The sequence below is a fragment of the Nonomuraea sp. NPDC049419 genome, from assembly GCF_040676995.1.
In the GTDB taxonomy this organism is placed as follows: Bacteria; Actinomycetota; Actinomycetes; order Streptosporangiales; family Streptosporangiaceae; genus Nonomuraea; species Nonomuraea salmonea.
In genome coordinates this window covers 144,168-168,157 of sequence record NZ_JBFAQB010000002.1, presented here as the reverse complement: position 1 = coordinate 168,157, position 23,990 = coordinate 144,168, and the positions used below count along the sequence as shown (strand labels likewise).

Annotated in this window: 21 protein-coding genes and 4 tRNA genes; 9 read left to right on the top strand and 16 right to left on the bottom strand. The window is 71.5% G+C overall.

What is annotated here, in order from left to right; translation table 11 throughout:
• Positions 1-7 precede the first annotated feature (7 nt).
• The 5 genes from AB0K12_RS06060 to AB0K12_RS06040 all read right to left on the bottom strand — a co-directional run bounded on the left by AB0K12_RS06060 (position 8) and on the right by AB0K12_RS06040 (position 2,088).
• Positions 8-439 carry a nuclear transport factor 2 family protein gene (locus tag AB0K12_RS06060; protein WP_364556011.1) on the bottom strand — a complete coding sequence of 144 codons (432 nt, stop codon included), beginning with the start codon at positions 437-439 and terminating at the stop codon, positions 8-10.
• A 132-nt stretch (positions 440-571) separates the two neighbouring features.
• Positions 572-643 (bottom strand) — tRNA-Val (locus AB0K12_RS06055).
• Positions 644-651: 8 nt separating this feature from the next.
• Positions 652-722: transfer RNA gene (locus tag AB0K12_RS06050), tRNA-Cys, on the bottom strand.
• 15 nt (positions 723-737) lie between these two features.
• Positions 738-809, bottom strand: a tRNA-Gly gene (locus AB0K12_RS06045).
• Positions 810-888: 79 nt separating this feature from the next.
• Positions 889-2,088 (bottom strand): hypothetical protein, encoded by a 1,200-nt coding sequence (locus AB0K12_RS06040; RefSeq protein ID WP_364556009.1) that lies wholly within the window; start codon positions 2,086-2,088, stop codon positions 889-891.
• A 124-nt stretch (positions 2,089-2,212) separates the two neighbouring features.
• On the opposite strand from AB0K12_RS06040, the gene AB0K12_RS06035 reads away from it, so the two are divergent.
• The 3 genes from AB0K12_RS06035 to hutH are packed head-to-tail and all read left to right on the top strand — an operon-like array spanning position 2,213 to position 5,082.
• Positions 2,213-2,764: a hemerythrin domain-containing protein gene (locus AB0K12_RS06035; RefSeq protein WP_355414258.1), complete on the top strand. Its 552-nt coding sequence runs from the start codon at positions 2,213-2,215 to the stop codon at positions 2,762-2,764.
• Between the two features lie 43 nt (positions 2,765-2,807).
• The gene (locus AB0K12_RS06030) at positions 2,808-3,515 is read left to right on the top strand and encodes a helix-turn-helix domain-containing protein (RefSeq protein ID WP_364556006.1); all 708 of its coding nucleotides are present in this window, start codon (positions 2,808-2,810) and stop codon (positions 3,513-3,515) included.
• A 16-nt stretch (positions 3,516-3,531) separates the two neighbouring features.
• Complete coding sequence (hutH, locus tag AB0K12_RS06025) at positions 3,532-5,082, top strand: histidine ammonia-lyase (RefSeq protein WP_364556004.1); 1,551 nt, start codon at positions 3,532-3,534, stop codon at positions 5,080-5,082.
• A gap of 4 nt (positions 5,083-5,086) precedes the next feature.
• On the opposite strand, the gene AB0K12_RS06020 is transcribed toward hutH, so the two are convergent.
• Entirely contained in the window at positions 5,087-6,304 is a 1,218-nt protein-coding gene (locus AB0K12_RS06020; protein WP_364556002.1) for a Rid family hydrolase, read from the bottom strand.
• Between the two features lie 7 nt (positions 6,305-6,311).
• On the opposite strand from AB0K12_RS06020, the gene AB0K12_RS06015 reads away from it, so the two are divergent.
• The 3 genes from AB0K12_RS06015 to AB0K12_RS06005 are packed head-to-tail and all read left to right on the top strand — an operon-like array spanning position 6,312 to position 9,036.
• The gene (locus tag AB0K12_RS06015) at positions 6,312-7,229 is read left to right on the top strand and encodes a LysR family transcriptional regulator (protein WP_364556000.1); all 918 of its coding nucleotides are present in this window, start codon (positions 6,312-6,314) and stop codon (positions 7,227-7,229) included.
• The gene (locus AB0K12_RS06010; protein WP_345386444.1) at positions 7,196-8,209 is read left to right on the top strand and encodes a chorismate-binding protein; all 1,014 of its coding nucleotides are present in this window, start codon (positions 7,196-7,198) and stop codon (positions 8,207-8,209) included. Before AB0K12_RS06015 ends, AB0K12_RS06010 begins: the two co-directional genes overlap by 34 nt.
• The gene (locus AB0K12_RS06005) at positions 8,206-9,036 is read left to right on the top strand and encodes an aminotransferase class IV (RefSeq protein ID WP_364555997.1); all 831 of its coding nucleotides are present in this window, start codon (positions 8,206-8,208) and stop codon (positions 9,034-9,036) included. Before AB0K12_RS06010 ends, AB0K12_RS06005 begins: the two co-directional genes overlap by 4 nt.
• A 184-nt stretch (positions 9,037-9,220) precedes the next feature.
• Here AB0K12_RS06005 and AB0K12_RS06000 read toward each other — a convergent pair whose 3' ends face one another.
• A complete protein-coding gene (locus tag AB0K12_RS06000; protein WP_364555995.1) occupies positions 9,221-10,630 on the bottom strand; it encodes a hypothetical protein in 1,410 nt (469 codons plus the stop codon).
• A gap of 92 nt (positions 10,631-10,722) precedes the next feature.
• Here AB0K12_RS06000 and AB0K12_RS05995 point away from each other — a divergent pair, with 92 nt between their 5' ends.
• Positions 10,723-11,343, top strand: a complete 621-nt coding sequence (locus AB0K12_RS05995) for a DUF305 domain-containing protein (protein WP_364555993.1) — start codon at positions 10,723-10,725, stop codon at positions 11,341-11,343.
• 68 nt (positions 11,344-11,411) lie between these two features.
• On the opposite strand, the gene AB0K12_RS05990 is transcribed toward AB0K12_RS05995, so the two are convergent.
• Positions 11,412-11,828, bottom strand: a complete 417-nt coding sequence (locus AB0K12_RS05990; protein WP_103958541.1) for an SsgA family sporulation/cell division regulator — start codon at positions 11,826-11,828, stop codon at positions 11,412-11,414.
• 460 nt (positions 11,829-12,288) lie between these two features.
• Between AB0K12_RS05990 and AB0K12_RS05985 the strand changes: the two genes are divergently transcribed.
• A tRNA-Val gene (locus AB0K12_RS05985) sits at positions 12,289-12,363 on the top strand.
• 357 nt (positions 12,364-12,720) lie between these two features.
• Here the strand turns inward: AB0K12_RS05985 and AB0K12_RS05980 are convergent.
• The 3 genes from AB0K12_RS05980 to AB0K12_RS05970 all read right to left on the bottom strand — a co-directional run bounded on the left by AB0K12_RS05980 (position 12,721) and on the right by AB0K12_RS05970 (position 15,339).
• Positions 12,721-14,253 (bottom strand): hypothetical protein, encoded by a 1,533-nt coding sequence (locus AB0K12_RS05980; RefSeq protein ID WP_364555991.1) that lies wholly within the window; start codon positions 14,251-14,253, stop codon positions 12,721-12,723.
• Position 14,254: 1 nt separating this feature from the next.
• A complete protein-coding gene (locus tag AB0K12_RS05975; RefSeq protein WP_364555989.1) occupies positions 14,255-14,575 on the bottom strand; it encodes a hypothetical protein in 321 nt (106 codons plus the stop codon).
• A gap of 167 nt (positions 14,576-14,742) precedes the next feature.
• Positions 14,743-15,339 (bottom strand): GntR family transcriptional regulator, encoded by a 597-nt coding sequence (locus AB0K12_RS05970; RefSeq protein ID WP_364557700.1) that lies wholly within the window; start codon positions 15,337-15,339, stop codon positions 14,743-14,745.
• Positions 15,340-15,401: 62 nt separating this feature from the next.
• On the opposite strand from AB0K12_RS05970, the gene aceE reads away from it, so the two are divergent.
• Positions 15,402-17,861, top strand: a complete 2,460-nt coding sequence (gene aceE, locus AB0K12_RS05965; RefSeq protein WP_364555987.1) for a pyruvate dehydrogenase (acetyl-transferring), homodimeric type — start codon at positions 15,402-15,404, stop codon at positions 17,859-17,861.
• Positions 17,862-17,927: 66 nt separating this feature from the next.
• On the opposite strand, the gene AB0K12_RS05960 is transcribed toward aceE, so the two are convergent.
• From AB0K12_RS05960 to AB0K12_RS05940, 5 genes are all read right to left on the bottom strand, one after another.
• Positions 17,928-19,217, bottom strand: a complete 1,290-nt coding sequence (locus AB0K12_RS05960) for a HAMP domain-containing sensor histidine kinase (RefSeq protein ID WP_364555985.1) — start codon at positions 19,215-19,217, stop codon at positions 17,928-17,930.
• On the bottom strand, positions 19,214-19,903 hold the full coding sequence (locus AB0K12_RS05955; protein ID WP_364373584.1) for a response regulator transcription factor: 690 nt from the start codon (positions 19,901-19,903) through the stop codon (positions 19,214-19,216). Before AB0K12_RS05955 ends, AB0K12_RS05960 begins: the two co-directional genes overlap by 4 nt.
• Before the next feature lie 93 nt (positions 19,904-19,996).
• Complete coding sequence (locus AB0K12_RS05950) at positions 19,997-21,334, bottom strand: cation:proton antiporter (protein ID WP_364555982.1); 1,338 nt, start codon at positions 21,332-21,334, stop codon at positions 19,997-19,999.
• A complete protein-coding gene (locus AB0K12_RS05945; RefSeq protein WP_364555980.1) occupies positions 21,291-22,697 on the bottom strand; it encodes a cytochrome P450 in 1,407 nt (468 codons plus the stop codon). Before AB0K12_RS05945 ends, AB0K12_RS05950 begins: the two co-directional genes overlap by 44 nt.
• A complete protein-coding gene (locus AB0K12_RS05940) occupies positions 22,691-23,986 on the bottom strand; it encodes an alpha-hydroxy acid oxidase (RefSeq protein WP_364555978.1) in 1,296 nt (431 codons plus the stop codon). Before AB0K12_RS05940 ends, AB0K12_RS05945 begins: the two co-directional genes overlap by 7 nt.
• Positions 23,987-23,990: the final 4 nt, after the last annotated feature.

Genomic DNA, 23,990 nt, shown 5'->3' with positions numbered 1-23,990 from the left:
CCAGGGCTCAGGTGGCGGTGCGCCAGGACTGTTCCTCGACGAGCTCCACGCTGCGCCAGCCGCCGGGGGTGCGGCGGAGACGGTGGTGGTACCAGCCGCCGCCGTGCAGGAAACCCTTGGTCCGCGCGCCCGTCATCTCCCGCGTGGGGGCCAGCGTGTCGAGGAACGGCGCGCTCACCCGCGCCTCACCGTCGCCGAACGCGAACGTGGCCGCGCCCACCAGATGTGACCGGCCGGGCCAGTGCGAGAGCACCTCGGCCAGCCACGCCTTGACCTCGTCGCGGGTGCCGCTGATGCCTCCGGACGAGCGGTAGTCGATGCTCGCGTCCGGGGTGAACACCTCGTCCAGCAGGTCCCAGTGCCCTGAGTCGACGGCTCTGGTGTAGCGGGCCAGCAGCTCCGTGATCTCTGATCGGTCGGCGATCTCCTGCGCGTCCATGGACTGATCGTCGCGCTACGCGAGGCTTCTGGCCAGCAGCCCTTGGAGGCGATGCGCGGGCACCCGTACGGAGAAGGGCGCATCGGAGAAAGACGAAGCCCCAGCCGGTGAGGGCTGGGGCTGCGTCAGGGGTGGACGATACTGGGATTGAACCAGTGACCTCTTCCGTGTCAGGGAAGCGCTCTCCCGCTGAGCTAATCGTCCTTGGTGTGAGGTGGCGACGGGATTTGAACCCGTGTGGACGGCTTTGCAGGCCGCTGCCTCGCCTCTCGGCCACGCCACCGAGCCGGAAGCTCCGAGCGGAAGACGGGATTCGAACCCGCGACCCTCACCTTGGCAAGGTGATGCTCTACCACTGAGCCACTTCCGCGTGTCGCCCCGGTCGCTGCCGGGTGACGTAGAGAACTCTAGCGAATCTCGGCCCACTCCCCAAACTGGAATCCGAACACCTACGGCGTGAGCCGCACGCCCACCGGATGCGGGCCCTCCGTCTCCAGCCGGTACTCCCGCCCGTTGATCGCCCGGTTGTGCTCGATGACCCGCTCCGACGGCGGCTGCTCCCCGCCCATGATCGCCTCCTGCATGCGGGTGAACCGCTCGTGGGCCTCGCGCACGTAGCCGGTGCCCAGGGTGATGACGTCCACCTGCGTGGTGAGCAGGTCGCGCAGGTAGCCCTTGTTCGGCTCGAACGTCACGGGCGGCGGCAGCGCGGGCGCCAGCACCTGGTCGGGGTCGCGCCCGTCGAACCGCTTGAACAGCTCGGCGGCCAGCCGCAGATGTTCGAGCTCCATCATGAGGTGCAGCTCCCAGATCGCGCGCACCTTGGGCTCGGACTCCGTCTCCATGAACGAGTGGTAGAGGTAGCACTCGTTGTACTCGTGGTTGAGCAGCATCTCCCACCAGCTCTCGCCGGGATCGACGAGCGACTCGTAGTGGGTGACGTGCTCCTCCTCGATGAGCCCGATCTCCTGGTAGAGCTGCCGCGCGATGGGCTCCATGTAGGTGGGGCCGACGTTCATGTAGAAGTTCATGGTCTGCTGCTCGGCCGCCATGATCGTCAGCGCGTGCAGCCGCGACAGCGGCTCGGTCTCGCGGCGCTCGTAGGGCCGGCGCACGTTGTCGATCGGGTCGCGATGATGCTGGTACGTCGGCCGTCCCGGCATGACCTCGGTGAGCTGGTCGACGATCTTCTCCGCCTTGCGGCGCTCGATCATCTCGTACAGGTTGGCGTAGCGGTAGAGATGGTCGAAGTCCTCCAGCACCCCGAACTGGTAGGCCTGCTTCAGGTACGGATCCGGCTCCATCCGCGCCACCCAGGCCGTCAGGTCCACCGCGACCTGCTCGTACGCGATCGTCGTCTCCAGCACCGACGACGAGCCCGGCAGCAGCCAGTTGACCGCCTTCTGCTGCTGCGCCTCGATGTAGCGCACGCGCGCGAGCTGCCGCTCGACCTCGAGGTCGGCGCAGTGCCTGGCCAGGTGGTGGCTGAACATGACGGCCTCGACCTCGATGCCGTTCATCGTGATGATCCGGCACCGCGTGTAAGGATCGGCGGCGTCGGGGTCGATCGGGGTGACGTTCAGCTCCCGCCAGCCGCGCAGCTGCTCGTCCAGCGGGATACCCCGCTCCTGGAGTGGGTCGAAGGACATGGTGCTGCGCGTACCCGCGCCCGTGCCGGGCAACCTCCGCGTTCGGTGCTCGAAGCGCCCGCGTTCGGTAAGCCGGCGCGTGCCGGGACGGCGCCGGGGTAGGGCGCTCGACGTGGCTGAACACGTGGCTGAACACGATGTCATCGAGCTCCTGATGGCCCAGCACGGGCGGATCAGGGACCTGTTCGACGAGGTGGAGCAGGCGCCTCCGGACAAGGTCGGGGAGGCGTTCGAGCGGTTGACGCGCCTGCTGTCGGTGCACGAGACCGCCGAGGAGGAGATCGTCCACCCGTACGCGCGCAGGAAGCTCGACAACGGCCAGGGCCTGGTGGCCGACCGGCTGGCCGAGGAGAACAAGGCCAAGCGCCTGCTCCTCGACCTGCACAAGGCGGGCGTGGACGACGCGCGGTTCTGGGAGGGGCTGGCGGAGCTGCGTACCGCGGTGACGGCGCACGCCCGCAGCGAGGAGCGCTACGAGTTCGCCAAGCTGCGCGCGCGGACGTCGGTGGCGGAGCGGCGGACGATGGCGGCGGCCGTGCGCGCGGCGGAGTCGATGGCGCCGACCCGCCCGCACCCGGGCACCGAGTCGATGACGAAGAACGTGCTGGTGGGCACGCCCATGGCGATCATGGACCGGGCCCGCGACATGCTCCGCAAGGCTTTGGGCAAGCGGTAACCCTTCGATGCGCAGCGAAGTGTCGCCGTACTAGCGTCGAGGCATGGAACACATCGCCGCAGACGCCGACATCGCGCCCGTTGCCGCGCTGATCGCGGAGCCGGCGCGGGCCGCGATCCTGACCGCGCTGCTCGGCGGGCGCGCGCTGGCCGCCGGTGAGCTGGCCAGAATGGCCGGGGTGAGCGCCGCCACCGCGAGCGCCCATCTCGCCAGGTTGCTGGACGGCGGGCTGGTGGCCGTGGTCCGCCAGGGCCGCCACCGCTACTACCGCCTGGCCGGGCACGAGATCGCCGAGGTGCTGGAGGTGCTGGCGCGGATCAGCGCCCGCCCGCCGGTGCGCTCGCTGCGCCAGTCGCGCCAGGCCAGGCAGCTGGAGGAGGCCCGCACCTGCTACGACCACCTCGCGGGCCGCGCCGGGGTGAGCCTGCTCGACCGGCTCAAGGACGGCGGCCACTACGACGGCCACGACCTGACCGGGCAGGGGGAGCGGCTGCTGTCGCGGCTCGGCGTGGACGTCGCCGGCACGCGCAGGTCGCGGCGGCGCTTCGCGCCCGAATGCCTGGACTGGACCGAGCGCAGGGCGCACCTCGGCGGCGCGCTCGGCGCGGCGATCACGGAGGTGCTGTTCGAGCGCGACTGGCTGCGCAGGGGCCCCGTGCCGAGGGCCGTGACCTTGACCGACGCGGGACGGCAGGGGCTGGAGGAACTCTTCGGAAGTAAGGAGCTAACATCGGGTACGCCGGTTACCTAAGCGAGAGAGACGCACCATGCGCGACAACGAAGTCGTGACCGTCGGCCCAGAACCGCTGACCTTCGACGACGTCATCAGGGTGGCCCGCCACGGCGCCCCCGTACGCCTCAGCGACGACGCCGTCGCCGCCATCGCCGCCGCCCGGCAGCGAGTGGACGAGCTCGCCGAGACCCCCGTCCCCCACTACGGCATCTCCACCGGGTTCGGCGCCCTCGCCACCCGGCACATCGACCCGGCGCTGCGCGCCCAGCTCCAGCGCTCCCTCGTCCGCTCGCACGCGGCAGGCAGCGGCCCCGAGGTGGAGACCGAGGTGGTGCGCGCCCTCATGCTGCTGCGCCTGCACACCCTTGCCACCGGCCACACCGGCATCAGGCCGACCACCGCCAAGACGCTGGCCGCGCTCATCAGCTCGGGCATCACGCCGATCGTGCACGAGTACGGCAGCCTCGGCTGCTCGGGCGACCTGGCGCCGCTGGCGCACGTGGCGCTGACGCTCATGGGCGAGGGCGTCGTCAGGGACGCGTCGGGCGCGGTGCGGCCCGCCGCCGAGGCGCTCAAGCAGGCCAGGATCGACCCGGTCGAGCTGGCCGCCAAAGAGGGCCTGGCGCTGATCAACGGCACCGACGGCATGCTCGGCATGCTCATCCTCGCCATCCACGACCTCACCAAGCTGGTCAGGACCGCCGACGTGAGCGCCGCGATGAGCGTCGAGGCGCTGCTCGGCACCGACCGGGTGTTCGCGCCCGAGCTGCAGGAGCTGCGCCCCCACCCGGGCCAGGCGCGCTCGGCCGCCAACATGGTGAAGGTGCTGCGCGGCTCCGGCATCATGGCCAGCCATCGCGACCCGGCCGCCTGCACGCGGGTGCAGGACGCGTACTCGCTGCGCTGCGCCCCGCAGGTGGCGGGCGCGGCCCGTGACACGATCGCGCACGCCGCCTCCGTCGCCGGGTGGGAGCTGGCCAGCGCCGTGGACAACCCGGCCGTGCTGGCCGACGGCCGGGTCGAGTCCAACGGCAACTTCCACGGGGCGCCGCTGGCGTACGTGCTGGACTTCCTCGCGATCGTGGCCGCCGACCTCGCCTCGATGGCGGAGCGGCGTACCGACCGGTTCCTCGACGTGGCCCGCAACCACGGCCTGCCGGCCTTCCTCGCCGACGACCCCGGCGTCGACTCAGGCCACATGATCGCCCAGTACACCCAGGCCGCCCTGGTCTCCGAGCTCAAGCGGCTGGCCGTGCCCGCCAGCGTCGACTCCATCCCGAGCTCGGCCATGCAGGAGGACCACGTCTCCATGGGCTGGTCGGCGGCCCGCAAGCTGCGCAAGTCGGTGGACGGGCTCACCCGGGTGCTGGCCGTCGAGGTGCTGACCGCCGCCCGCGCGATCGACCTGCGCGCCCCGCTGGAGCCCGCGCCCGCCACGGCCGCCGTCGTACGGGCGCTGCGCGAGACCGTGCCCGCCCCCGGCCCGGACCGGTTCCTGGCCCCCGAGATCGAGGCCGCGGTCCGGCTGGTCGCCGAGGGCGGCGTGGTCGCCGCCGCCGAGTCCGTGACGGGGCCGCTGGACTGACCCCCTACCGGTGCGGCAGGGCCACGATCAGGTCCACCTCCAGGCGCAACCCCGGCATGAACAGCTTCGACACCTCCACCGTCGTGCTGGCCGGGGGAGTGCCGGTGAGGTAGCGGCGGCGCACCGCGCCGTAGGCGAGACGGTCGTCCATGTCCGTCAGATACGTGCGGATGAACGCCACGTCCCCGAACGTCGCGCCCTGGTCCTCGAGGATCCGCGCGATGACCTGGAAGACGTGCTCGGCCTGCTCCTCCATGGTCTCGCCGACCACCTGCCCGCGCTCGTCGAAGGCGGCCTGGCCGGAGATGTAGAGCATGTCTCCGACGCGGGTGGCGTGCGAGTACGCGCCGTTCGTGGCGGGGATCGTCGGCAGGTTGAGCGGCACCGCCCGATGGACGGCCGCCCCGCTCACCGGCCCGGCGAGGTGGGTGGCGATGGCCGTCAGGTCGTGGCCGCCCAGGCCGGCCGCCTCGGCCTCCTGGAGGCGGGCGCGGGCGGCGGTGGCCAGCGTGGCGTCCTGCCAGGCGCCCAGCGCCAGGTCCTTGGCCGCGTGGCCGAGCGAGTAGCGGGTCTGCGCGGCCGGGGAGCGCAGCCGCTCGGCCAGCGCGCCCAGCGGGGTCGCTCCCAGCACGTCCGCCAGGGCGTCGCGATCCACGCCGTGCGCCTCCCCGTACGCGAACGTCTCGGCGAGCAGCACCTGGGCGGGCACGAGCGCGCTCATGACGGCGATCTTCATGGCCGCGCCCGCCCCCAGCGGGCCCAGCTCGCGCACCTGCCCGAAGATCGACAGCACTTCCCGGCACCCCGAGACGTCACCGCCGGCCAGCACGGTCAGCGTGCCGTCGGCCGCGGGCCCCACGCTGCCCAGCACCGGCGCGTCCACCAGGTTCACCGACGGCGGGAGCAGCGCGCGCAGCTCGCGCACCGCCTCCGGGCCGATCGTGGACATCTCCACGACGGTCGCTCCCGGCCGCAGCCGATGTCGCGCGGCCGTCAGCACCTCGCGGACCGCGGCCGGGTCGCTGAGCATGGTGATGACCAGCTCCGCGCCCTCCACGGCGGCGGCCACAGGGCCGTCCGCCCGCCGCCACGTCGTCACCTTGTGCCCGGCGTCCACGAGTCGCCGGGCCATGGGGACGCCCATGCGTCCCTGTCCCAGAAAAGCAATCACGGCTCCGAGTGAAGCCGACCGTTTGGTATTCCACCAACAACTTGATTGCATGGCTGCCATGCCCGACACGAATGCCTTCGACACCGGCGCGCTCCGGCTGTTCGACGAGGTGGCGCGGAGCGGGTCCATCACCGCCGCCGCCGAGCTGCTCGGCTACACCCAGTCGGCGCTCTCGCGGCGCATCGCCGCACTCGAACGCGCCGCGGGCGGGCCGCTGTTCGAACGCCTGCCGCGCGGCGTCCGCCTGACCCCCGCCGGCGCGGCCCTGCACCGGCACGCCGTCGCCGTGCTCGACCGGCTCGGCCGGGCCGGCGAGGAGCTGGCCGCCATCCACCGGGGCGAGGGCGGGCAGCTGCGGGTCGGCTCGTTCGCCACCGCCAACGTCGCGCTCGTGCCGCACGCGCTCAGGCGGTTCGCGGCCCGGCGGCCCGGCGTCGAGCTGCGCCTGACCGAGGGGCTCAGCGCGCCGCTGGTCGAGCGGCTGCACGCCGGAGCGCTCGACGTGGCGGTGATCAGCGACTACCCGGCCGGGCTGCCCGCCGAGGAGACGCGTACGGTCCCGCTGCTGGCCGACCGGCTGCTCGTCGCGCTGCCCGCCCGGCACCGCCTGGCCGCCGAACCCGACGTGGACCTGCGCGACCTCGCGGAGGAGACCTGGATCGAGGCCGCCCCGCGCGGCCAGCCGACGCTGCTGCTGCGGGCGTGCGCGGCGGCCGGGTTCACCCCGCGCGGCGGGCTGCGGGTGGCCGAATGGTCGGGCAAGTTCGGGTTCGTCGCGGCGGGGCTCGGGGTGACGCTGGTGCCGGAGCTGGCGGCGGGAGCCGTACCGGCCGGGCTGGTCCTCAAACCCCTCAGGGGTACGGAGCCCGCACGCAAGGTCTACGCGGCCCTGCCCGATACGCCACTGCCCGCCGCGCTGGAGCTGGTCGAAATGCTGGGACAATGGGAGATGTGTACCGCGATTACGCCCACTTAGGACACGTTCTCGCCACCGGGCTGCGTGACGTGACCTCCGACCTCGCCGCGCTCGACGGCGAGGGCTGGTGGGCCGTCGTCGTCGACTACGAGGGCAAGGTGACGTGCGCCCGGTTCGACCACGTCCGCCCGGCGCCCCTGCCCACACCCTCGGGGCCGTGGCGCGGCCCGCGTCCCGACCAGTGGCGCAGCTCGCTCGACCGCGCCGCGTACGAGCGAGGCGTCCAGGCCATCCGCGCTTACATCGAGCAGGGCGAGGTCTACCAGGCCAACCTCTGCCGCGTCCTGACCGCGCCGCTCGCCCCCGACGCCGACCCGCTCGCCCTGGCCGCCCGGCTGGCGGCGGGCAACCCGGCGAAGTACGGCGGCGTGATCAGCCTGCCCGGCCTGAGCGTCGTCACGGCATCGCCCGAGCTCTACCTGTCGCGCGACGGCGACGTCGTGGAGTCGCGCCCGATCAAGGGCACCGGCGTCACCGAGGCCGACCTGCTCGACAAGGACTACGCCGAGAACGTCATGATCGTCGACCTGGTCCGCAACGACCTGGGCAGGGTCGCCGAGGTCGGCTCGGTCGAGGTGCCCGCGCTGTGCGTGGCCGAGGAGTACCCCGGCTCCGTCCACCTCGTCTCCACCGTGCGCGCCAGGCTCCAGGCGGGCGCGGGCTGGCCGGAGCTGTTCGAGGCGACGTTCCCGCCCGGGTCCGTCACGGGCGCGCCCAAGTCGTCGGCCCTGCGCATCATCAATGAGCTCGAACCAGCACCGCGCGGCCCGTACTGTGGGGCCGTGGGCTGGGTCGACGCCGACCGAGGCAGGGCGGCGCTGGCCGTAGGCATCAGAACATTCCAGATCTCGGCCGGCGAGATCCGGTTCGGCACGGGAGCGGGCATCACCTGGGGCAGCGACCCCGGGCGCGAATGGCTCGAGACCGAGCTCAAGGCAGCCAGGCTGATCGCGCTGGCATCACAGGAGGAAACTGCATGAACATCCCTGTCTGGGTCAACGGGGAGCTGATCAACCCCGCTGAGGCCACCGTCTCGGTCTTCGACCACGGGCTCATGGTCGGCGACGGCGTCTTCGAGACCATCAAGATCATGAACGGCAGGTCGTTCGCGCTCACCCGCCACCTCGATCGGCTCACCCTCTCCGCCCAGCGCATGGACCTGCCCGAGCCCGACGTCGAGGCCATCGCCGCCGGCATCGACAAGCTGCTCGACGCCGCCCCCGCCTGGGAGCTGGGCCGCATCCGCGTCACCTACACCAGCGGCCCCGGCCCCCTCGGCTCCGACCGCGGCGACCAGGGCACCACCAGCGTCGTCATCGTGGACGAGCAGAAGCCCTTCCCCGCCACGGCGAACGTCGCCGTCGTCCCCTGGCCGCGCAACGAGCGCGGCGCCCTGGCCGGCGTCAAGAGCACCTCCTACGGCGACAACGCCAAGGCCCTGCTGCACGCCAAGCGGCGCGGCGGCGGCGAGGCGATCTTCGGCAACCTGGCCGGCGACCTCTGCGAGGGCACCGGCTCCAACATCTTCGTCGTCCGCGACGGCCGCCTGCTCACCCCCACCCTCGCCTCCGGCTGCCTGGCCGGCGTCACCCGCGCGCTGGTGCTCGAATGGTGCGGCGCCGAAGAGGCGGACGTCCCCCTCCAGGCCCTGTACGAAGCCGACGAGGCGTTCCTCACCTCCACCACCCGCGACGTGCAGCCGATCAAGCTCGTCGACGACACCGAGCTGCCCGCCGCCCCCGGCCCCATCACCACCAAGGCCATGCGGATCTTCGCCGAGCGCTCCGCCGCCGACCTCAACCCGTGACCCAGGCCGCCCCGTCGTGACGCGCGGCGGGGCCGGACCGTTTCGCATACCGCCCGACGAGCCGCCGCTCACCATGGAGTGGCCGTGGGCCCGCATCGCACCCACGGCCGTCACGCTGGACGGCGCCGCCATCGCCCGCGCCGCCGGGCGCTCGTCGTCCTGCCGGCCCGCCTGACCGCGCGGGTCAGTACGACTGCTGCGTCTGGACGTTGAAGTCGTCCATCTTCACCTTCGCGGCCGGGTCGGTGAGCGGGTCGTGGATCTTCAGCACGTCCAGGCCGGCCCTGATGTCGCTGGAGTAGATGTAGCCGTTGTAGTAGTACGCCGACCACGTGCCCGCGATGCCGTCGCCCGGGAACGGCCCGCGGTCGAAGAACCCGATCTCCTTCGGGGCCGCCGAGTCGGTGAAGTCCCAGATGGACACGCCGCCCTGGTACCACGACTGCACCATGACGTCCTTGCCCGGCACCGGGATGAGCGAGCCGTTGTGCGACACGCAGTTCTCGTTCTGCTGCTGCTCGCGCGGGATCTTGAAGTAGCCGCGCTTCTCCAGCCGACCGTCCACCAGGTCGTAGATGGCGTTCGCGCCCTTGGTCTGCGGCGTGTTGCGGTCGCAGGTGGCCTGGCTGCCGCCGCCCAGCTCGTCGCCGAAGACGACCTTCGTCCCGTCGTTGTTGAACGTCGCCGAGTGCCAGATCTGGAAGTTCTCGGTGTCGGTGAGCTCCTGCAGCACCCGCGGGTTGACCGGGTCGCTGATGTCGAGCAGCACGCCGTCGCCGAAGCAGGCCGCCGCGGCCACCTTCTTCTCCGGGTAGGCGGTGATGTCGTGGCAGCCGGAGCCGAGGTCGCTGGCCGCGCGGTCGGGGAACAGGTTCGGCTTGGCGACCACCTTCGCGTTCTCCGGGGCCGCCAGGGGGACCTCCACGATCTGCAGCAGCTCGTGCGGGGCCGGGCAGGTGGGGGAGTCGGGCTCGGGGCCGGGCGAGGAGACGTACACGTAGAGCGTCTCACCGGCCGGGACCATCGTGTGGGTGTGCGAGCCGCACTCGGTCTGGACGGCGCCGACGTACCGCGGGCTCCGCTTGTCGCTGACGTCGAAGATCCGCAGGCCCTCCCACGCGCGGGGGCCGTCGGCGGCGTCGCACTCGGGGCCCGCGCGCGGCTCGTCGATGGACAGGATCAGCAGATCACCGTGGATCGTCACGTCGTTCTGCTGGGCCGGGCAGGAGACCTGGCTGACCACCCTGGGCCGCTCCGGATCGCCGATGTCGTAGATCGCGAAGCCGCCGAAGTTGCCCACGTACGCGTAGTCGCCCTGGAAGGCGAGGTCGGTGTTGAAGTCCTCCTCGCCGTTCAGCGGAGCGGTCCGCGGCACGTTGGCGACATGCCGGACATTGGGGCTGGTCTGCGCGCCGCTCCCGTCCGAGGACGTGCCGCCCTCCCGGGATCCGGTCGTGGCCGGCGCGGGCTCGGCGGAGGACGCCGCTCCCGGTTCGGCGGCGGGCGCCGCGGCGCAGGCGGAGGCCAGGACCAGCACCGCCGACACCAGCGTGGCCCGCAGCGTGGTGCCGCGCACCTTGGTACCGCGCGACATGGCGAAGATCAACGCGCATCCCCTTTGTCTCGTAGCTCACTATGGAAGCTATGTCAGCAGGATCGGGGACGCGTACGGTAATCATCACACTTATGGCGACATTTGCCCTTGCGGGATGTGCGCAGGAGCCTCCCGCGCCGGCCGGGCCGTCACCCGTGGGCACCGAGGCGCCGGTGATCGTGCCAGGCAGCCCCGGGGCTCCCGCCCGCACCGCCCGGCCGGGAGAGCGGGTCGGGCGCACGCCGTCGTCCGCCGTCGCCGCCGACGTGCGCTTCGCCGAGGGCATGATCCCCCATCACCGCCAGGCGCTGGAGATGACCGCGCTGGTCGAGGCCCGTACGACGACCGGGAGCATCCGCTCGCTGGCCCGCCAGATCTCCGCCGCCCAGACGCCGGAGATCAAGGTCATGACGAACTGGCTCGCCGAGCTCGGGCGCCGCGCCCCGGCCGGTCACGACCACACGCAGGGAGCCGCGTACGGGATGGCCACCCAGGAGCAGCTGAACGCGCTGCGGGGCGCCAGGAACGGCGCCTTCGACCGGCTGTTCCTGCAGCTCATGACCCGCCACCACGAGGGCGCGGTCAAGATGGCCGGCGAGCAATTGGCCGGCGGGCGCGACCAGCGCATGCGGCTGCTCGCCAAGGACGTCTACTCGGGGCAGAGCATCGAGATCGCACGGATGCGACGGGTGCTGGAGTCGCTGCCGGCGTAAGGGGGCCCTGCATGATCACGTCCGGCGTTCCTGGGGGAGATCGCCGGACGACGTGCCGCCTTCTTCGGTCAGGAGGGCCAGAGCATGTTGGTCAGCTCGGCGTCCAGGTCCATGTAGTCGGTCTCGCGGCCGGCCGGGACCTTCTCGTAGGTGCGGTGCAGGAACTCCGTGAGCGGGGCCAGCGGCACCTCGAACAACGCCTGCCCGAACGGGGAGGTGAGGCTGATGTGCAGGGTGCGCTCGCCGTCGGCGCGCGCGGGCCACACCTGCACGTCGCCGTCACCGACACGCCGAACGATGCCCACGGTGAGCAACTCGCGGGCGAAGATCCACTCGACCGGCTCGTCGTTCCCTACGTGGAAGGCCATGCGGATGGCGTACGGGTCGTCGGCTGTGTAGCTCAGCCCGGCGAGCAGGGGGACGGTAGTACGGTCGGGGACCACAAGCCGAAGGCCAAGCTCGGCGGAGACGGTGGTGCTGTTCATCGTCAGCCAAACCTTTTCGTCGTAGGTCCCCTCTTCGGGGCTTTCACTGCTCTGACGGACTTCGTCCGGAGCTATGACGCGGAACGAAGAAACCTGTAGGAAAGATTCCGCCCCAGGGGCCTTCTGTAACGCACATCACAGCTGGACATTTAGGCATCTACCAGGCTAAACGGCATCAATCGGGTCGTATTTACAAGGGTTTTGCGTGCTGTGGAGCCTGCCCCGGACGCACCGTCCATGAACGTTTCCCGCTCAAGATCCTGGCCGAAGATCGTGGCCGATGCTTCCCGGACAGGACGATGGTATGCCACACGCCCGCCGCGCCGGTGGGCAACCGCCGCGTTTCACCCGAATCCCTCTGACGCGGCCCACGGCGGGCCTCCCCGGGCTATTGGTTTCGCCGTACGTCCCGGAGTGCGGTATGGTTTTCCCCGTCGGAACCGCAAGGGGCCGGCAGGGCGGGCGATTAGCTCAGCGGGAGAGCGCTTCGTTCACACCGAAGAGGTCACTGGTTCGATCCCAGTATCGCCCACCAGCTCAAAGGCCGCTTCCGAGTCGGGAAGCGGCCTTTCTGATCTTCTGAGTGGCTCACGGTTCCTCGGGACTGCGGGCGCTCGATGAGGTGCCGCCGGTGCGGGCGCACGACGTCCGGGTACGTGACCGCCGAGGCGGACGGTCTCCGCCAGGTGGCCCCCGAAGTGCAGCTGATTGGCAAGGCCAAGGGCGCGCGGTCGAAGGACGAGCCCGCTTTCGGGGAGGAAGCGCCGGTGGTCGGGTCCTGCGCACAGCCCTGGCGCCCCCGCCTACGACTACCCCGGTAGAACAGCCTGGCCTGCTCGATGCTGTCGTCCGGAGCGGTTAGACGCTCGTTCCCCTTGAGTGTGGGTGCCGGTCACGTTCGCACGGTGCTGGCCGCGATGCGTCGCCGTATGGCGGCCAGTGCGCGGTCGGCCCGGGAGAAGTCGACGCGTGATCCCTGCCCGTCATCCGTGCTGACCTTGGTCGTCACCGTGAACCGGTCCCCTGGCACGATGAGCGTGAACCGTTCTGCCAGGGTGTTCTTCTCCGGTGCATCCACGAACGTGTAGGTCGGCTCGGCGTCCTCGGTCTTCTTCGCGTCCGGAGGAAGATCCAGCCGGACCGTCCTCACATTCACCGAGACGATGTCCCGATAGCGGTATTCGCTGGTCTGTTCTTCCCGCTCGCGCCGGCCGGTCACGGAGTCCAGCACCGTGCGGTACGCGCCTAGTTTCTGATCCGCCATGCACACGACGAAGACGGTGTAGCGGGACGCGACGTAGCCGTTCCCGACCCGATGATGGCGTATGAGCTTGGTCTTCGGAGGATCGGCGGGGCCGACGATCACGAGCGGCTCGGTGATGCGTCCGGTGCTGTGCAACTCCTCCATCACGATGCCCAAGCGGGCCAGCGCGCGATCGACGACCACTTCGACGTCATGCCGCAACCATCGGCTGATCTGCCCATCTGTGGGGAGGGCGTCCTCGTAGACGCGCAGCTTCTCCCTGTAGTCGTCCATGGCGCGGTTGAACGCGTGGTTGTTCCTCCAGTTGGAGAACGTCGCCCCGCAGGTCGACCAGCCGCCGAGAAGGGTGGTCGCGAGGCCGGTGATGCCGATATAGGGAGCCGGCGAGAGCAGCGAGCGAAGAGGGTCCGGGTAGGCGGTCAGAAGTGTCATGGCCACCCAGATGATCGTGATCCCGCCGGCCAGCGGGAGAATCCCGTAGAGCGGATTCACCCGCGGCTCCCGCACGGGAACCGCCGGAGGCGGTGTGAACAGGGTGCCCATGCGATGCATGCGCTCGGCTCGTTCCTCGTCGCTGAGCGGAGGGACGCGCATCGGTACGGTGCCTCCAGGATGGATCCGCCGGTCCAGCGCCTGCCATGTGGGTGATTCATGGACCGTGACGGTCGTGACGATGCGCCGCGCCCACTCCAGGTCGAGGTCGGCGCTCGCCTTCCGGGCCTCCTCTGAGGGGCCGGCCTCGCTCGCGAAGGCGTGATCGAGATCCTCGTCGCAGATGGCCATGAGAACGGCGGCCGCCGGCGACTCCGGGTCGAGGTCGCGTGCCTTGAGAAGGAGTGCCTGAATCTCGCTCTGAGTCTGATCCGGATGAGCGCGAGGACGCCTTCCCCGAAACTTCGCCAACGCGTACTCGGTGCGGGTGTCGGCCATTCTCCTGGGTGTGGCCGACGGCTCGCGCTCGTGATAGTCGGCGTAATTCTTGCAGGCCTGTTCCCATTGACGTTCGGCCAGCGCTCGGCGCGCGGCGTCCAGATGATCCTGCGGTGCGCGGCTTTCGGCATAGAAACTGTTCTGCTGGGTCTCGACCGCGGCGAAGTTGTTGACGTGCATTCGGTCGGGATCGGGAACGGCTGTATCCCTGTCGCCGGCGAGATCGGTCATCTCACCCGCCGACGATTCCCGATACCGCGGTGATCGCGCCTGCGACCTTGGCAACGTCGTCGGCGGAGGCGCCCCCGGCCGCCAGCATGTCCCGAAGCCTCTGCAGCGAGGCTTTGAGGCGGCCGGTCGGCTGCCCGTCCGCGTCATTCAGGCTCTGCTCGACTTCGGTGACGACCTCCGTCCCGATCGCCTGCGGAATGGATCCGGCGGCGATCAGCTCGCGGAGCTGTGCGATTCCCGCCTGGATGTCGGTCTGCGGAAAGGATAGGCCGCGGTCGATGTTGGTCTGGTTGGTGACCGGCCCGAAATTGTTGACCTGCACGTCGCCTCCTGTCGGTAGCGCGCCCATTTCTGGCTCGAATGCGGGAAAGTCGGTCGCATGTCGTTCCGAGAGGCTAGGAGCATGCTGAGCCGCGGCGGCGTACCGGGATCGGAGAAATGTATCCGAACGGATAGCCGCCCTCGGGCATCTATGGGCCGGGAACCGTGTCAGGGGGCGTAGGCGAGGACGTGGTTTCTTATCAGGACGGGGAGGGCGGGGTCGTCGCGTTCGATGGCCTCCACCAAGGGCTCGTGGTCCAGGGCGTTCTCGTGGGGGCGCAGGCCCAGCAGGCGGATCGACAGGTGGGTCCAGACTTCGACGCCGAGCGACTCCCACACCGCCAGCAGCACCTCGTTGCCGGCCGCCGCGACGATCTCGCGGTGGAAGGCGACGCCGTGGCGGACCTGGTCGGTGCGGGAGCCGGTGGCGATGGCCTGCCGCAGGTGGGCTAGGTTGTCTCGGAGCGCGTCGGGGGAGGGGCGGCCGAGACGGACGGCGGTCTCCTCGAGGCCGGCTCGCACCTGGTAGACCTCACGCAGGTCGGCCTCGGTGAAGCCGCGCACCTGCGCGCCCTTGTTAGGGGAGGTTTCGATCAGGCGCAGTGTCTCCAGCTCGCGCAGCGCCTCGCGGACCGGGGCCTGGCTGACGCCGAGCTCCGCCGCGAGCCGGCGCTCGACGATGCGGTCGCCGGGCGCCCACCGGCCGTCGATCAGGCCCTCGATGATCGAGGATCTGATCCGGTCGCGCAGCGGGACCCTCACCACCGGTTTCACGCCACGATCCTAGCCGTCTTCGCACATGGGATGATCGATCATAGGATGGATGTATGGAGACAGACTGGGACCCCCAAGAGACGGCGGAATGGCTGGAGTCGCTCGAAGCCGTCCGCCGGGAGGCCGGCCCCGACCGGGCCGAGTTCCTGCTGCGGCGGCTGGCCACGAGCAGCCGCTACGTCAACACGGTGCCGACCGATGACGAGCCCGACTACCCGGGTGATCTTGAGCTGGAGGAGCGCGTAGCGGCGTACGACCGCTGGAACGCCGCCGCGATGATCACCAGGGGCAGCAAGCTGGGGCTCGGCGGCCACCTGTCCACCTACGCCTCGGCCGCCTGGCTCTACGAGGTCGGCTTCAACCACTTCTTCCACGGCGAGCACGACCAGGTCTACTTCCAGGGTCACGCCTCTCCTGGGATCTACGCCCGCGCCTTCCTGGAGGGCCGGCTGAGTGAGGAGCAGCTCGACCTGTTCAGGCGGGAGCCGGAGGGCGGCCTGCCGTCCTACCCGCACCCGAGGGCGATGCCGGGGTTCTGGCAGTTCCCGACCGTGTCGATGGGGCTGGGGCCGCTCAACGCGGTCTATCAGGCCCGGTTCAACCGCTACCTGCTCAACCGCGGCATCAAGGACACTTCGGCCTCCCACGTGTGGGCGTTCCTGGGCGACGGCGAGATGGACGAGCCCGAGGCCACGGCGGCGCTGACCCTGGCCGCGCGCGAGGGCCTCGACAACCTCACCTTCGTCATCAACTGCAACCTGCAGCGGCTCGACGGCCCCGTACGCGGCAACACCCGCATCGTGCAGGAGCTGGAGGGCGTCTTCAGGGGCGCGGGCTGGAACGTGGTCAAGGCGCTGTGGGGCCGCGACTGGGACCCGCTGCTCCAGAACGACCAGCTGGTGGCGCGGCTGTCGGAGACGCCCGACGGCCAGTTCCAGACGTTCGCCGCCTCATCGGGCGACTACATCCGCGAGAAGCTGTTCCACGGCATCGAGGTGCCCCACTCCGACGAGGAGCTGCGCCGGATCGTCGGCGGCTCGCGGGCGGGCCACGAGCCGCGCAAGGTCTACGCCGCCTACCGCCGCGCGCTCGACCACCGGGGCGGCCCGACGGTGATCCTCGTCCAGACGGTCAAGGGCTGGACGCTGGGCGCAGGCGTCGAGGCGCGCAACGCCAACCACCAGATGAAGAAGCTGTCCCAGGACGAGTTCCGCGACCTGCGCGACCGCCTGGGCCTGCCGATCAGCGACGCCGCGCTCGACGGCGACCTGCCCCCCTACGCGCACCCCGGCCCCGACTCGCCCGAGGCCCGCTACGTGGCCGAGCGGCGCGCAGCGCTGGGCGGCCCCGTGCCGTCGCGGAAGGTGTCCCACCACCCGCTGGCGGCCCCCGACGCGCGCCCCTTCGACAAGCTGGCCAAGGGCTCGTCGCAGTCGGTGGCGACCACGATGGCGTTCGTGCGGCTGGTGAAGGACCTCATGCGGGAGCCGGAGACGGGCCGCCGCTGGGTGCCGATCGTGCCCGACGAGGCCAGGACGTTCGGCATGGAGTCGCTCTTCCCGTCGGCGAAGATCTACTCGCCGCTCGGCCAGCGCTACGAATCCGTCGACCGGGACCTGCTGCTCGCCTATACCGAGTCCACCGAGGGGCAGATCCTGCTGGAGGGCATCACCGAGGCGGGCTCGATGGCGTCGTTCACCGCCGCCGCCTCCAGCTACGCCACCCACGGCGAGCCGATGATCCCGTTCTACATCTTCTACTCGATGTTCGGCTGGCAGCGGACCGGCGACCAGATGTGGGCGCTGGCCGACCAGCTCGGCCGGGGCTTCCTCATCGGCGCCACGGCGGGCCGCACCACCATGACGGGTGAGGGGCTGCAGCACGCCGACGGGCACTCCCAGCTCATCGCCTCGACCAACCCGGCGTGCATGGCGTACGACCCGGCGTTCGCGTACGAGGTGGGCGTGATCGTCCGCGACGGCCTGCGGCGCATGTACGGCGAGGCCGGCGAGGACGTGTTCTACTACCTGACCGTCTACAACGAGCCCAAGCCGCAGCCCGCCATGCCGGAGGGTGTCGAGGAGGGCATCGTCAAGGGCATGTACCGCTTCTCCGAGGGCGGCGGGCAGGCGCAGCTGCTGGCCAGCGGCACCGCCATCCACTGGGCGCTGGCGGCGCAGGAGCTGCTGCGCGAGGAGTACGGCATCGGCGTGGACGTCTGGTCGGTCACCTCCTGGAGCGAGCTGCGCAGGAACGCCATGACGGCGACCGGCGTGCCGTACGTCCAGGAGGCCCTGGCCGGGGCGCGCGGGCCGGTGATCGCGGTCAGCGACTGGATGCGGGCGGTGCCCGACCAGATCGCCCCCTGGGTACGTCAGCCGTGGACCTCGCTCGGCACCGACGGCTTCGGCCTGTCGGGCACCCGCGAGTCGGTGCGCGAGCACTTCGGCGTGGACCCGCGCTCGATCGCGGACGCGGTGCTCAAGGCCGTGCAGGAGGAGTCCGGCGCCTGAGCCCGCATCGTCAGGCCGGGCCGGAAGGGAGGGGCCCGGCCCGACACCGGAGGGCCCCGCCGGTGTTCAGGGTTTCGAGGCCGGTTCGGGGCGGGGTTCGGCGGTGAGTCCGGGCTGGTGGGCGGGCAGGCGTACGGTGAAGGCCGCGCCTTCGCCCGGCCGCCCGTCCGCGGTGATCGTGCCGTGATGGCCCTCCACGACCTCGCGCACGAGCGCCAGCCCCAGCCCGAACCCGGTCCCCTCGAACCGGCCGAACAACCGTTCGGTGTCCGCCGGGTCGAGGCCGACCCCGTCGTCCTCGACGGTGAGCAGCACGACGCCGGGCTCGCACGACAGCCGCATCCTGATGTGGCCGCCGGGCCCGGTGTGGCCGAGCGCGTTGTCGAGCAGCGCGGAGACGACCCTGCGCAGGGCCGACTCGACGCCGCGTACGACGTGGTCGCCGGGCCCGTCGCAACGCACCTGCACGTCCACGCCGCGGGCGGCGGCCCGCGCGCCGTCGGCCGCGGCCACCTCGGCGGCCAGCACGGCGAGGTCCACCGGCCCGAACGGCCGCCGCAGGTGCTGGAACTGGGCGGAGCACAGCAGGTCCTCCACCACCTCGCCGAGCTGCCTGGTGCCGGTGACGAGGTGATCGGCCTCGTCGATGAGCAGGATCGGGTCGGTGCCGCCGCGCAGCCGCCTGGACAGCAGCTGGGCGCGGGTGTTCAGCCGGGTCAGCGGGGTGCGCAGCTCGTGGCTGACGTCGGCGGCGAAGCGCCGCTGCCGGGCCAGCGCCTCGCCCAGCGGCGCGATGGCGCGGCGGGCGACGACCTGGCCGACGACCAGCGCGGCCAGCAGCCCGGCCACCTCGGCGCCGACCAGCGTCTGCAGCAGCCGCTGCCGCTCCGACACCTGGTAGCGCAGGTCCAGCGCGGCCTGCACGATGGTGTCGCCGCGGCGGCGGGTGTGCACGAGATACTCCTGGCCGGCCACCGTGACCTGCACGGTCTCCTCGGGCATGCCGCCGGAGACGTGATTGATGGAGCTGCGCAGGGGCAGCTCGGCGGGCGCGCCGGGCGAGGCGGTGATGGTGCCGTCGGAGCGCAGCTGGTACAGCCAGACGCAGGGCGGCGGGTACGCCACCGGCGAGCGCGCGGCCGTGACCGCCAGGTCGCGCATCGCGGCGGTGCCCTGGCTGTGCACCATCGCGCACCACACCAGCACACCGACCAGCGCCAGCACCACCGAGAACGCGCCCGCCACCTGCACGGTGACCCGGCGGCGGGCCCGTCTCAGCAGGCGTCGGCCAGGATCGGGCTCCGGCTCAGGACGCCGCCCCGGGTCGGCCGGGCGGTGCGGCGCGATGACGCTCACAGCGCGCCCAGGCGGTAGCCCACGCCGCGTACCGTGCTCACCACGCCCGCGCCCAGCTTGCTGCGCAGGTAGTACACGTAGGTATCCACGATCGACTCCTTCTTCGCCCCGTCGAAGACCTGCTGGCGCAACGCCCTGCGGGTGTGCACCTGGCTCGGGCGCGCGGCCAGCGCGCTGAGCAGCCGGCACTCCTGCCCCGACAGCATCACCTGCTCGCCGCTGGGCAGCCGGACGATGTGCGACTCCGCGTCCAGCCAGCCCTCGCCCAGCGGCAGCAGCGTGGCCATGTCGAGGTTGCGGCGGTGCAGCGCCCGTACCCTGGCCAGGAGCTCGTCGATGTCGAAGGGCTTGACGAGATAGTCCTCCGCGCCGGCGTCGAGCCCGGTGACCCGGTCGGACACCGAGCCGAACGCCGTCAGCAGCAGCACCGGAGTGGTGACCGCCTGCCGCCGCAGCCGCCGCAGCAGGTCGATGCCGTCCATCGAGGGCAGGCCGCGATCGACGACGAGCACGTCGTACGCGCGGCTCAGCCCAAGGTGCAGCCCCCGCTGTCCCTCCAGCGCCAGATCGACCGTGTAACCCTGTTCGGTGAACAGGTCGACCAGCATCGGCCCCAGTTCGCGGTCGTCCTCGACGAGCAGCAGCCGACGGGAGGGCGGGTCGGCCGTGCCTGAAGTCCCAGCCACGGCACCACGGTTACACCACTGTGGCGGAAAAACCAGATCCACCCGTCTCATTGGCCTTCCAGAAGAAGTGTCCACACCCGCTCACCTGGGCGATCACGAAGAGTTGGATGGAACTTCCACGGGCCGCTCGGCCGGCGCCTCGGCCTTCGTGGTCAGCTCCAGCCGCTCGGGCAGGGCGAGCTTGTACAGCGGCAGGGCGGCCGCGGTGGTCAGCACGGCCACCAGCACCAGCATCGAGAACAGCTCCGTGGTGATCATCTGCTGGGCGAGCCCGATGTTGATGAAGATGAGGATCATCAGGCCGCGGGCGTTCATCAGCCCGCCCACCGCGTACGACTCCCGCCACGAGAACCCGAGCCCGCGCATCGCCAGCGAGCACCCGAAGTACTTCCCGGCGAACCCGGCCGCCAGGATCAGCAGGAACGCCAGCACCATGGCGCCGCCGGTGATGCCGCCGAGCTGGGTGTTCAGCCCGGAGAAGGTGAAGAAGACCGGCAGCAGCAGGGTCGAGACGACCTCCATCATGCGGCCGTGCAGGACCTGGCGGAACTCGGGGTTCCGCGGCATGGCGAGGCCGGCGAAGAAGCCGCCGAAGACGGAGTAGACGCCGATCCAGTCCGTCACCCAGCCGGCCGCCAGCGGGACGAGGATCACCACGTACATGCCGGTCGGGCCGAGCCGCCCGGTGCGCGCGACGCTGTCGCCCATCGGCCGCAGCAGCGGGGCCACGACCTTGAGCATGACGATGGCGAACAGCGCGGTCAGCGCGACCGTCGGCAGCGCCCCCGCAGGGCCGTCACCGAGGTGCATGGCCGTCAGCACGGCGAGCAGGCACCAGGCCAGCGCGTCGTCGATGGAGGCGCCCAGCAGGGACAGGCGGCCGAGCGGGGAGTTCTCCAGGCCGCGCTCGTACAGGATCCTGGCCAGCATGGGGAAGGCGGTCAGCGACAGCGCGCCCCCGACGAACAGGGCGAACTGCAGCGGCGGCACCTCCGGGCGGGACAGCAGATCGTACAGCACGAGGGCGGCGCCCGCGCCGAGCAGCAGCGACGGCAGGATGCCCGACGCGGCCAGCACCGACGCCTTGCGTGCCTCGCCCGGCGTGCCGGCGCTGTGGTCGAGGCCGGCGCCGACCAGGAACATGTAGAGGGTCAGGCCGATGGTGCTCATCACGTACAGGACCGGCCGGACCTCCGGCGGGAACAGGGTGGCCTGCGCCTCGGGGAACAACCAGCCGAACAACGTGGGCCCGAGCAGCACGCCGGCGACCATCTCGCCGAGCACGCGCGGCTGCATCACGAGCTGGGCCAGCCTGCCGCAGACCGCCGCCGTGATCAGGATGACGACGAGGGCGGGCAGGACCTTGAGCACCAGGGAGAGGTTCGGGTCAGAGGGAGCGACGTGCGCCAGGTTCATGACCAGGGTGGGCATACCGGTCCTCCGCATCGGAAGCGACAGGGGGGTTGGAGGCGGCCTCGGCGAAGTGGCGCTCGCACAGCCGCTTGCGGTGCGCGTCCCACACCATGTACGTGCCGAGCACGAGCTGGACGAGGCTGCGCCAGACGTCCTCCCAGCGGTCGCGCACCCGCAGGTACGCCAGCGCCAGCCGGGGCCGGTGCGGGGCCCCGCGCGGGGTGAGCAGGCAGGGCCCGCGGCTGGGCAGGGATCTGGTGTGGCTGACGGAGGAGTCGAGGACGTAGCGGCCGAGCACCTCCCGCGCCACCGCGCGCATCGCGATCGGCGCCAGCCGCCAGGCCGGGCACGGCCGGTTGGCCGCGACGCCGAACGGGACGTGGTTCAGCTCCTTCGCCGGCCGATCGAAACGGCCGGGGTCGAAACGGCCGGGGTCGAAGCGGCCGGGGTCGGCGAACCCCGTCCGGTGGAACTCGGGGTAGTTGAAGCACAGCACGGACCCGGCCGGGATCGTGGTGTGCTCGTCCAGCGCGATGTCGCCGCTGGTGATCCGGTGGGCGATGCCGAACAGCGGGTAGAGCCGCAGCGTCTCGTTGATCACCCGGTCGAAGTGGCGGTCATCGGACGTGCGCGCGCGTTCCTGCTCCTCGGGATGCTGGGCGAGGACGAGCAGCAGATGCGCCATGGCCTCACTGAGCTGCACCACGGCGGTGTTGAAGAACGCGCCCTGCAGGTAGTACGCCTGCTCCAGCGGGGTCAGGCCGCCTGGCAGCGGCACCCGTACCTTGTCCAGGCGGGGCAGCAGGTAGCGGGTCAGGCGGTCGCGGCGGCCCATGTGCCGCAGGCCTGTGCACTTGAGCGAGGTGACCACGTCGTCGGCGTTGGCCGCGATCAGGTCGCGGGCCTCGCGCGGGCAGCGCTCGGCGAAGACCAGCTCGTACGCGAACTCCGCCCACACCGGCATCATCAGGTCCCGCAGCCTGACCAGCCCGCGCACGCCCTCCAGGCCGCGCACGGCGCATCGGCGGGCCAGCTCCTCCACCTCGCCCTTCGGCACCGCGAGCAGGGCGCGGGTGGTGCGGGCCACGGCGTCGTACCGCTCGCCCGGCTCCAGGTGCTCCTGGTGCATCTCGGGGCCGGGGGCCAGCCAGTACCAGAACAGGTCCGACAGCGCCGCGCCCCTGCTGCGGCCGTTCGCTGCCGGGTGGGCGTACAGCTCCCGGAAGCGCTCGGCGCCTACCAGCTCGCCGGGCACGGGCACGCCCTCGTCGCCGTTGATCCGGGCGAACACCCGCTCGCGCAGCGCCACCACCCGGCGCGGCAGCCACCACGGCAGGCTCACCAGGACGGCCACCACCAGCAGCACGACGGCGATCAGCATGGCCGCACCATGTCCCGAACCGCGTCCCGAACCGCGTCCCGAACCGCGTCCCGAACCGCGTCCCGAACCGCGTCCCGAACCATGTCCCGGCTCAGGCCGGCCACGCCGGCGCAGCCGCACAGCGTCATGGCCTCCTCGAACTGCGCGCGGAGCAGGCCGAGCACGCCGGCCACGCCCGCCTCGCCGCCGGCCGCGAGACCCCACAGCACCGGACGGCCGACCCCGACCGCGGCGGCGCCCAGCGCCAGCGCCTTGACCACGTCGGTGCCGCGCCGCACCCCGCCGTCCATGAGCACCGGCACCGCGCCCGCGACCTCGGCCACGACGTCCGGCAGCAGGTCGATCGCGGCGGGCATGCCGTCGAGCTGCCGGCCGCCGTGGTTCGACACCAGGATCCCCGCGGCACCGTGGTCGATCGCGAGCCTGGCGTCGGCCGGGTGCGTGACGCCCTTGACCACGAGGGGCAGGTCCGTCATGCGGCGCAGCACGGCGAGGTGCTCCCACGACAGCTCCGGCCACATCACGATCGGCCGCACCGGGCCTCCCGGGAGGTCGCGCAGGTTCTCGCAGTGCAGGTGGGCGGGCAGGTCGTGGAAGCCGTTGCGGACGTCGCGCTCGCGTACGCCCATGACCGGAGAGTCGGCCGTGACCACCAGCGCCGTGCAGCCCGCCGACTCCGCGCGGCGCACGACGCGCTCGGTGAAGGCCAGGTCGGGCTGGACGTAGAGCTGGAACCACAGCTCGGCGCCCGGCGCCGCCGCCGCCACCTCCTCGACGGCGACCGTGGCGGCCATGCTGACGATCATGATGGTCTCGGCCGCCGCCGCGGCCCGCGCGGTCGCCCGCTCGCCCTGCGGGTCGGCCAGGCGGTGGAACGCGGTCGGCGCCACCAGCACCGGCATGGACGCGCGGCTGTTCAGCAGCGTCACGCCGGTCTCCGGCTTGCCCGCGCCGCGCAGCACCCTCGGCACCAGAGCGAGCCGGTCGAAGGCGGCCTCGTTGGCGCGCAGCGTGAGCTCCTCGCCCGCCCCGCCCGCGAAATAGTCGTAGTGGGCGGGGGCGAGGCGCTCGCGGGCGGCGTCCTCGAAGTCCCGCAGCCGCCAGCCGCTCATCGGACCGCGCGGGCGGGTGGAGGCCGGGCCGCGCGGCCCGGCCATGGGGGCGCGGACCGGGCCGTGCGTCGGGCCGTAGCGGGGGTCGCTCAGCGGGACGGGCGGCGGGACGGGCGGCGGGCCGTTCGCCGGGACGGGCGGCGAGGTGCGGGCCGGTTCGTGGACGGGGCTGCTCATCGCC

Excerpts from the sequence above, each read along its gene's own strand:
- AB0K12_RS05945 (WP_364555980.1), bottom strand. The coding sequence starts at position 22,697 with ATGCTGATCGCCGTCGTGCTGCTGGTGGTGGCCGTCCTGGTGAGCCTG.
- hutH (WP_364556004.1), top strand. The coding sequence starts at position 3,532 with ATGCGCGACAACGAAGTCGTGACCGTCGGCCCAGAACCGCTGACCTTC.
- AB0K12_RS05950 (WP_364555982.1), bottom strand. The coding sequence starts at position 21,334 with ATGCCCACCCTGGTCATGAACCTGGCGCACGTCGCTCCCTCTGACCCG.
- AB0K12_RS06015 (WP_364556000.1), top strand. The coding sequence starts at position 6,312 with ATGCCCGACACGAATGCCTTCGACACCGGCGCGCTCCGGCTGTTCGAC.
- AB0K12_RS06060 (WP_364556011.1), bottom strand. The coding sequence starts at position 439 with ATGGACGCGCAGGAGATCGCCGACCGATCAGAGATCACGGAGCTGCTG.
- AB0K12_RS06030 (WP_364556006.1), top strand. The coding sequence starts at position 2,808 with ATGGAACACATCGCCGCAGACGCCGACATCGCGCCCGTTGCCGCGCTG.
- aceE (WP_364555987.1), top strand. The coding sequence starts at position 15,402 with ATGGAGACAGACTGGGACCCCCAAGAGACGGCGGAATGGCTGGAGTCG.
- AB0K12_RS06010 (WP_345386444.1), top strand. The coding sequence starts at position 7,196 with ATGGGAGATGTGTACCGCGATTACGCCCACTTAGGACACGTTCTCGCC.
- AB0K12_RS05940 (WP_364555978.1), bottom strand. The coding sequence starts at position 23,986 with ATGAGCAGCCCCGTCCACGAACCGGCCCGCACCTCGCCGCCCGTCCCG.
- AB0K12_RS06020 (WP_364556002.1), bottom strand. The coding sequence starts at position 6,304 with ATGCAATCAAGTTGTTGGTGGAATACCAAACGGTCGGCTTCACTCGGA.
- AB0K12_RS05990 (WP_103958541.1), bottom strand. The coding sequence starts at position 11,828 with ATGAACAGCACCACCGTCTCCGCCGAGCTTGGCCTTCGGCTTGTGGTC.
- AB0K12_RS05980 (WP_364555991.1), bottom strand. The coding sequence starts at position 14,253 with ATGACCGATCTCGCCGGCGACAGGGATACAGCCGTTCCCGATCCCGAC.
- AB0K12_RS06000 (WP_364555995.1), bottom strand. The coding sequence starts at position 10,630 with ATGTCGCGCGGTACCAAGGTGCGCGGCACCACGCTGCGGGCCACGCTG.
- AB0K12_RS05995 (WP_364555993.1), top strand. The coding sequence starts at position 10,723 with ATGGCGACATTTGCCCTTGCGGGATGTGCGCAGGAGCCTCCCGCGCCG.
- AB0K12_RS06040 (WP_364556009.1), bottom strand. The coding sequence starts at position 2,088 with ATGTCCTTCGACCCACTCCAGGAGCGGGGTATCCCGCTGGACGAGCAG.
- AB0K12_RS06005 (WP_364555997.1), top strand. The coding sequence starts at position 8,206 with ATGAACATCCCTGTCTGGGTCAACGGGGAGCTGATCAACCCCGCTGAG.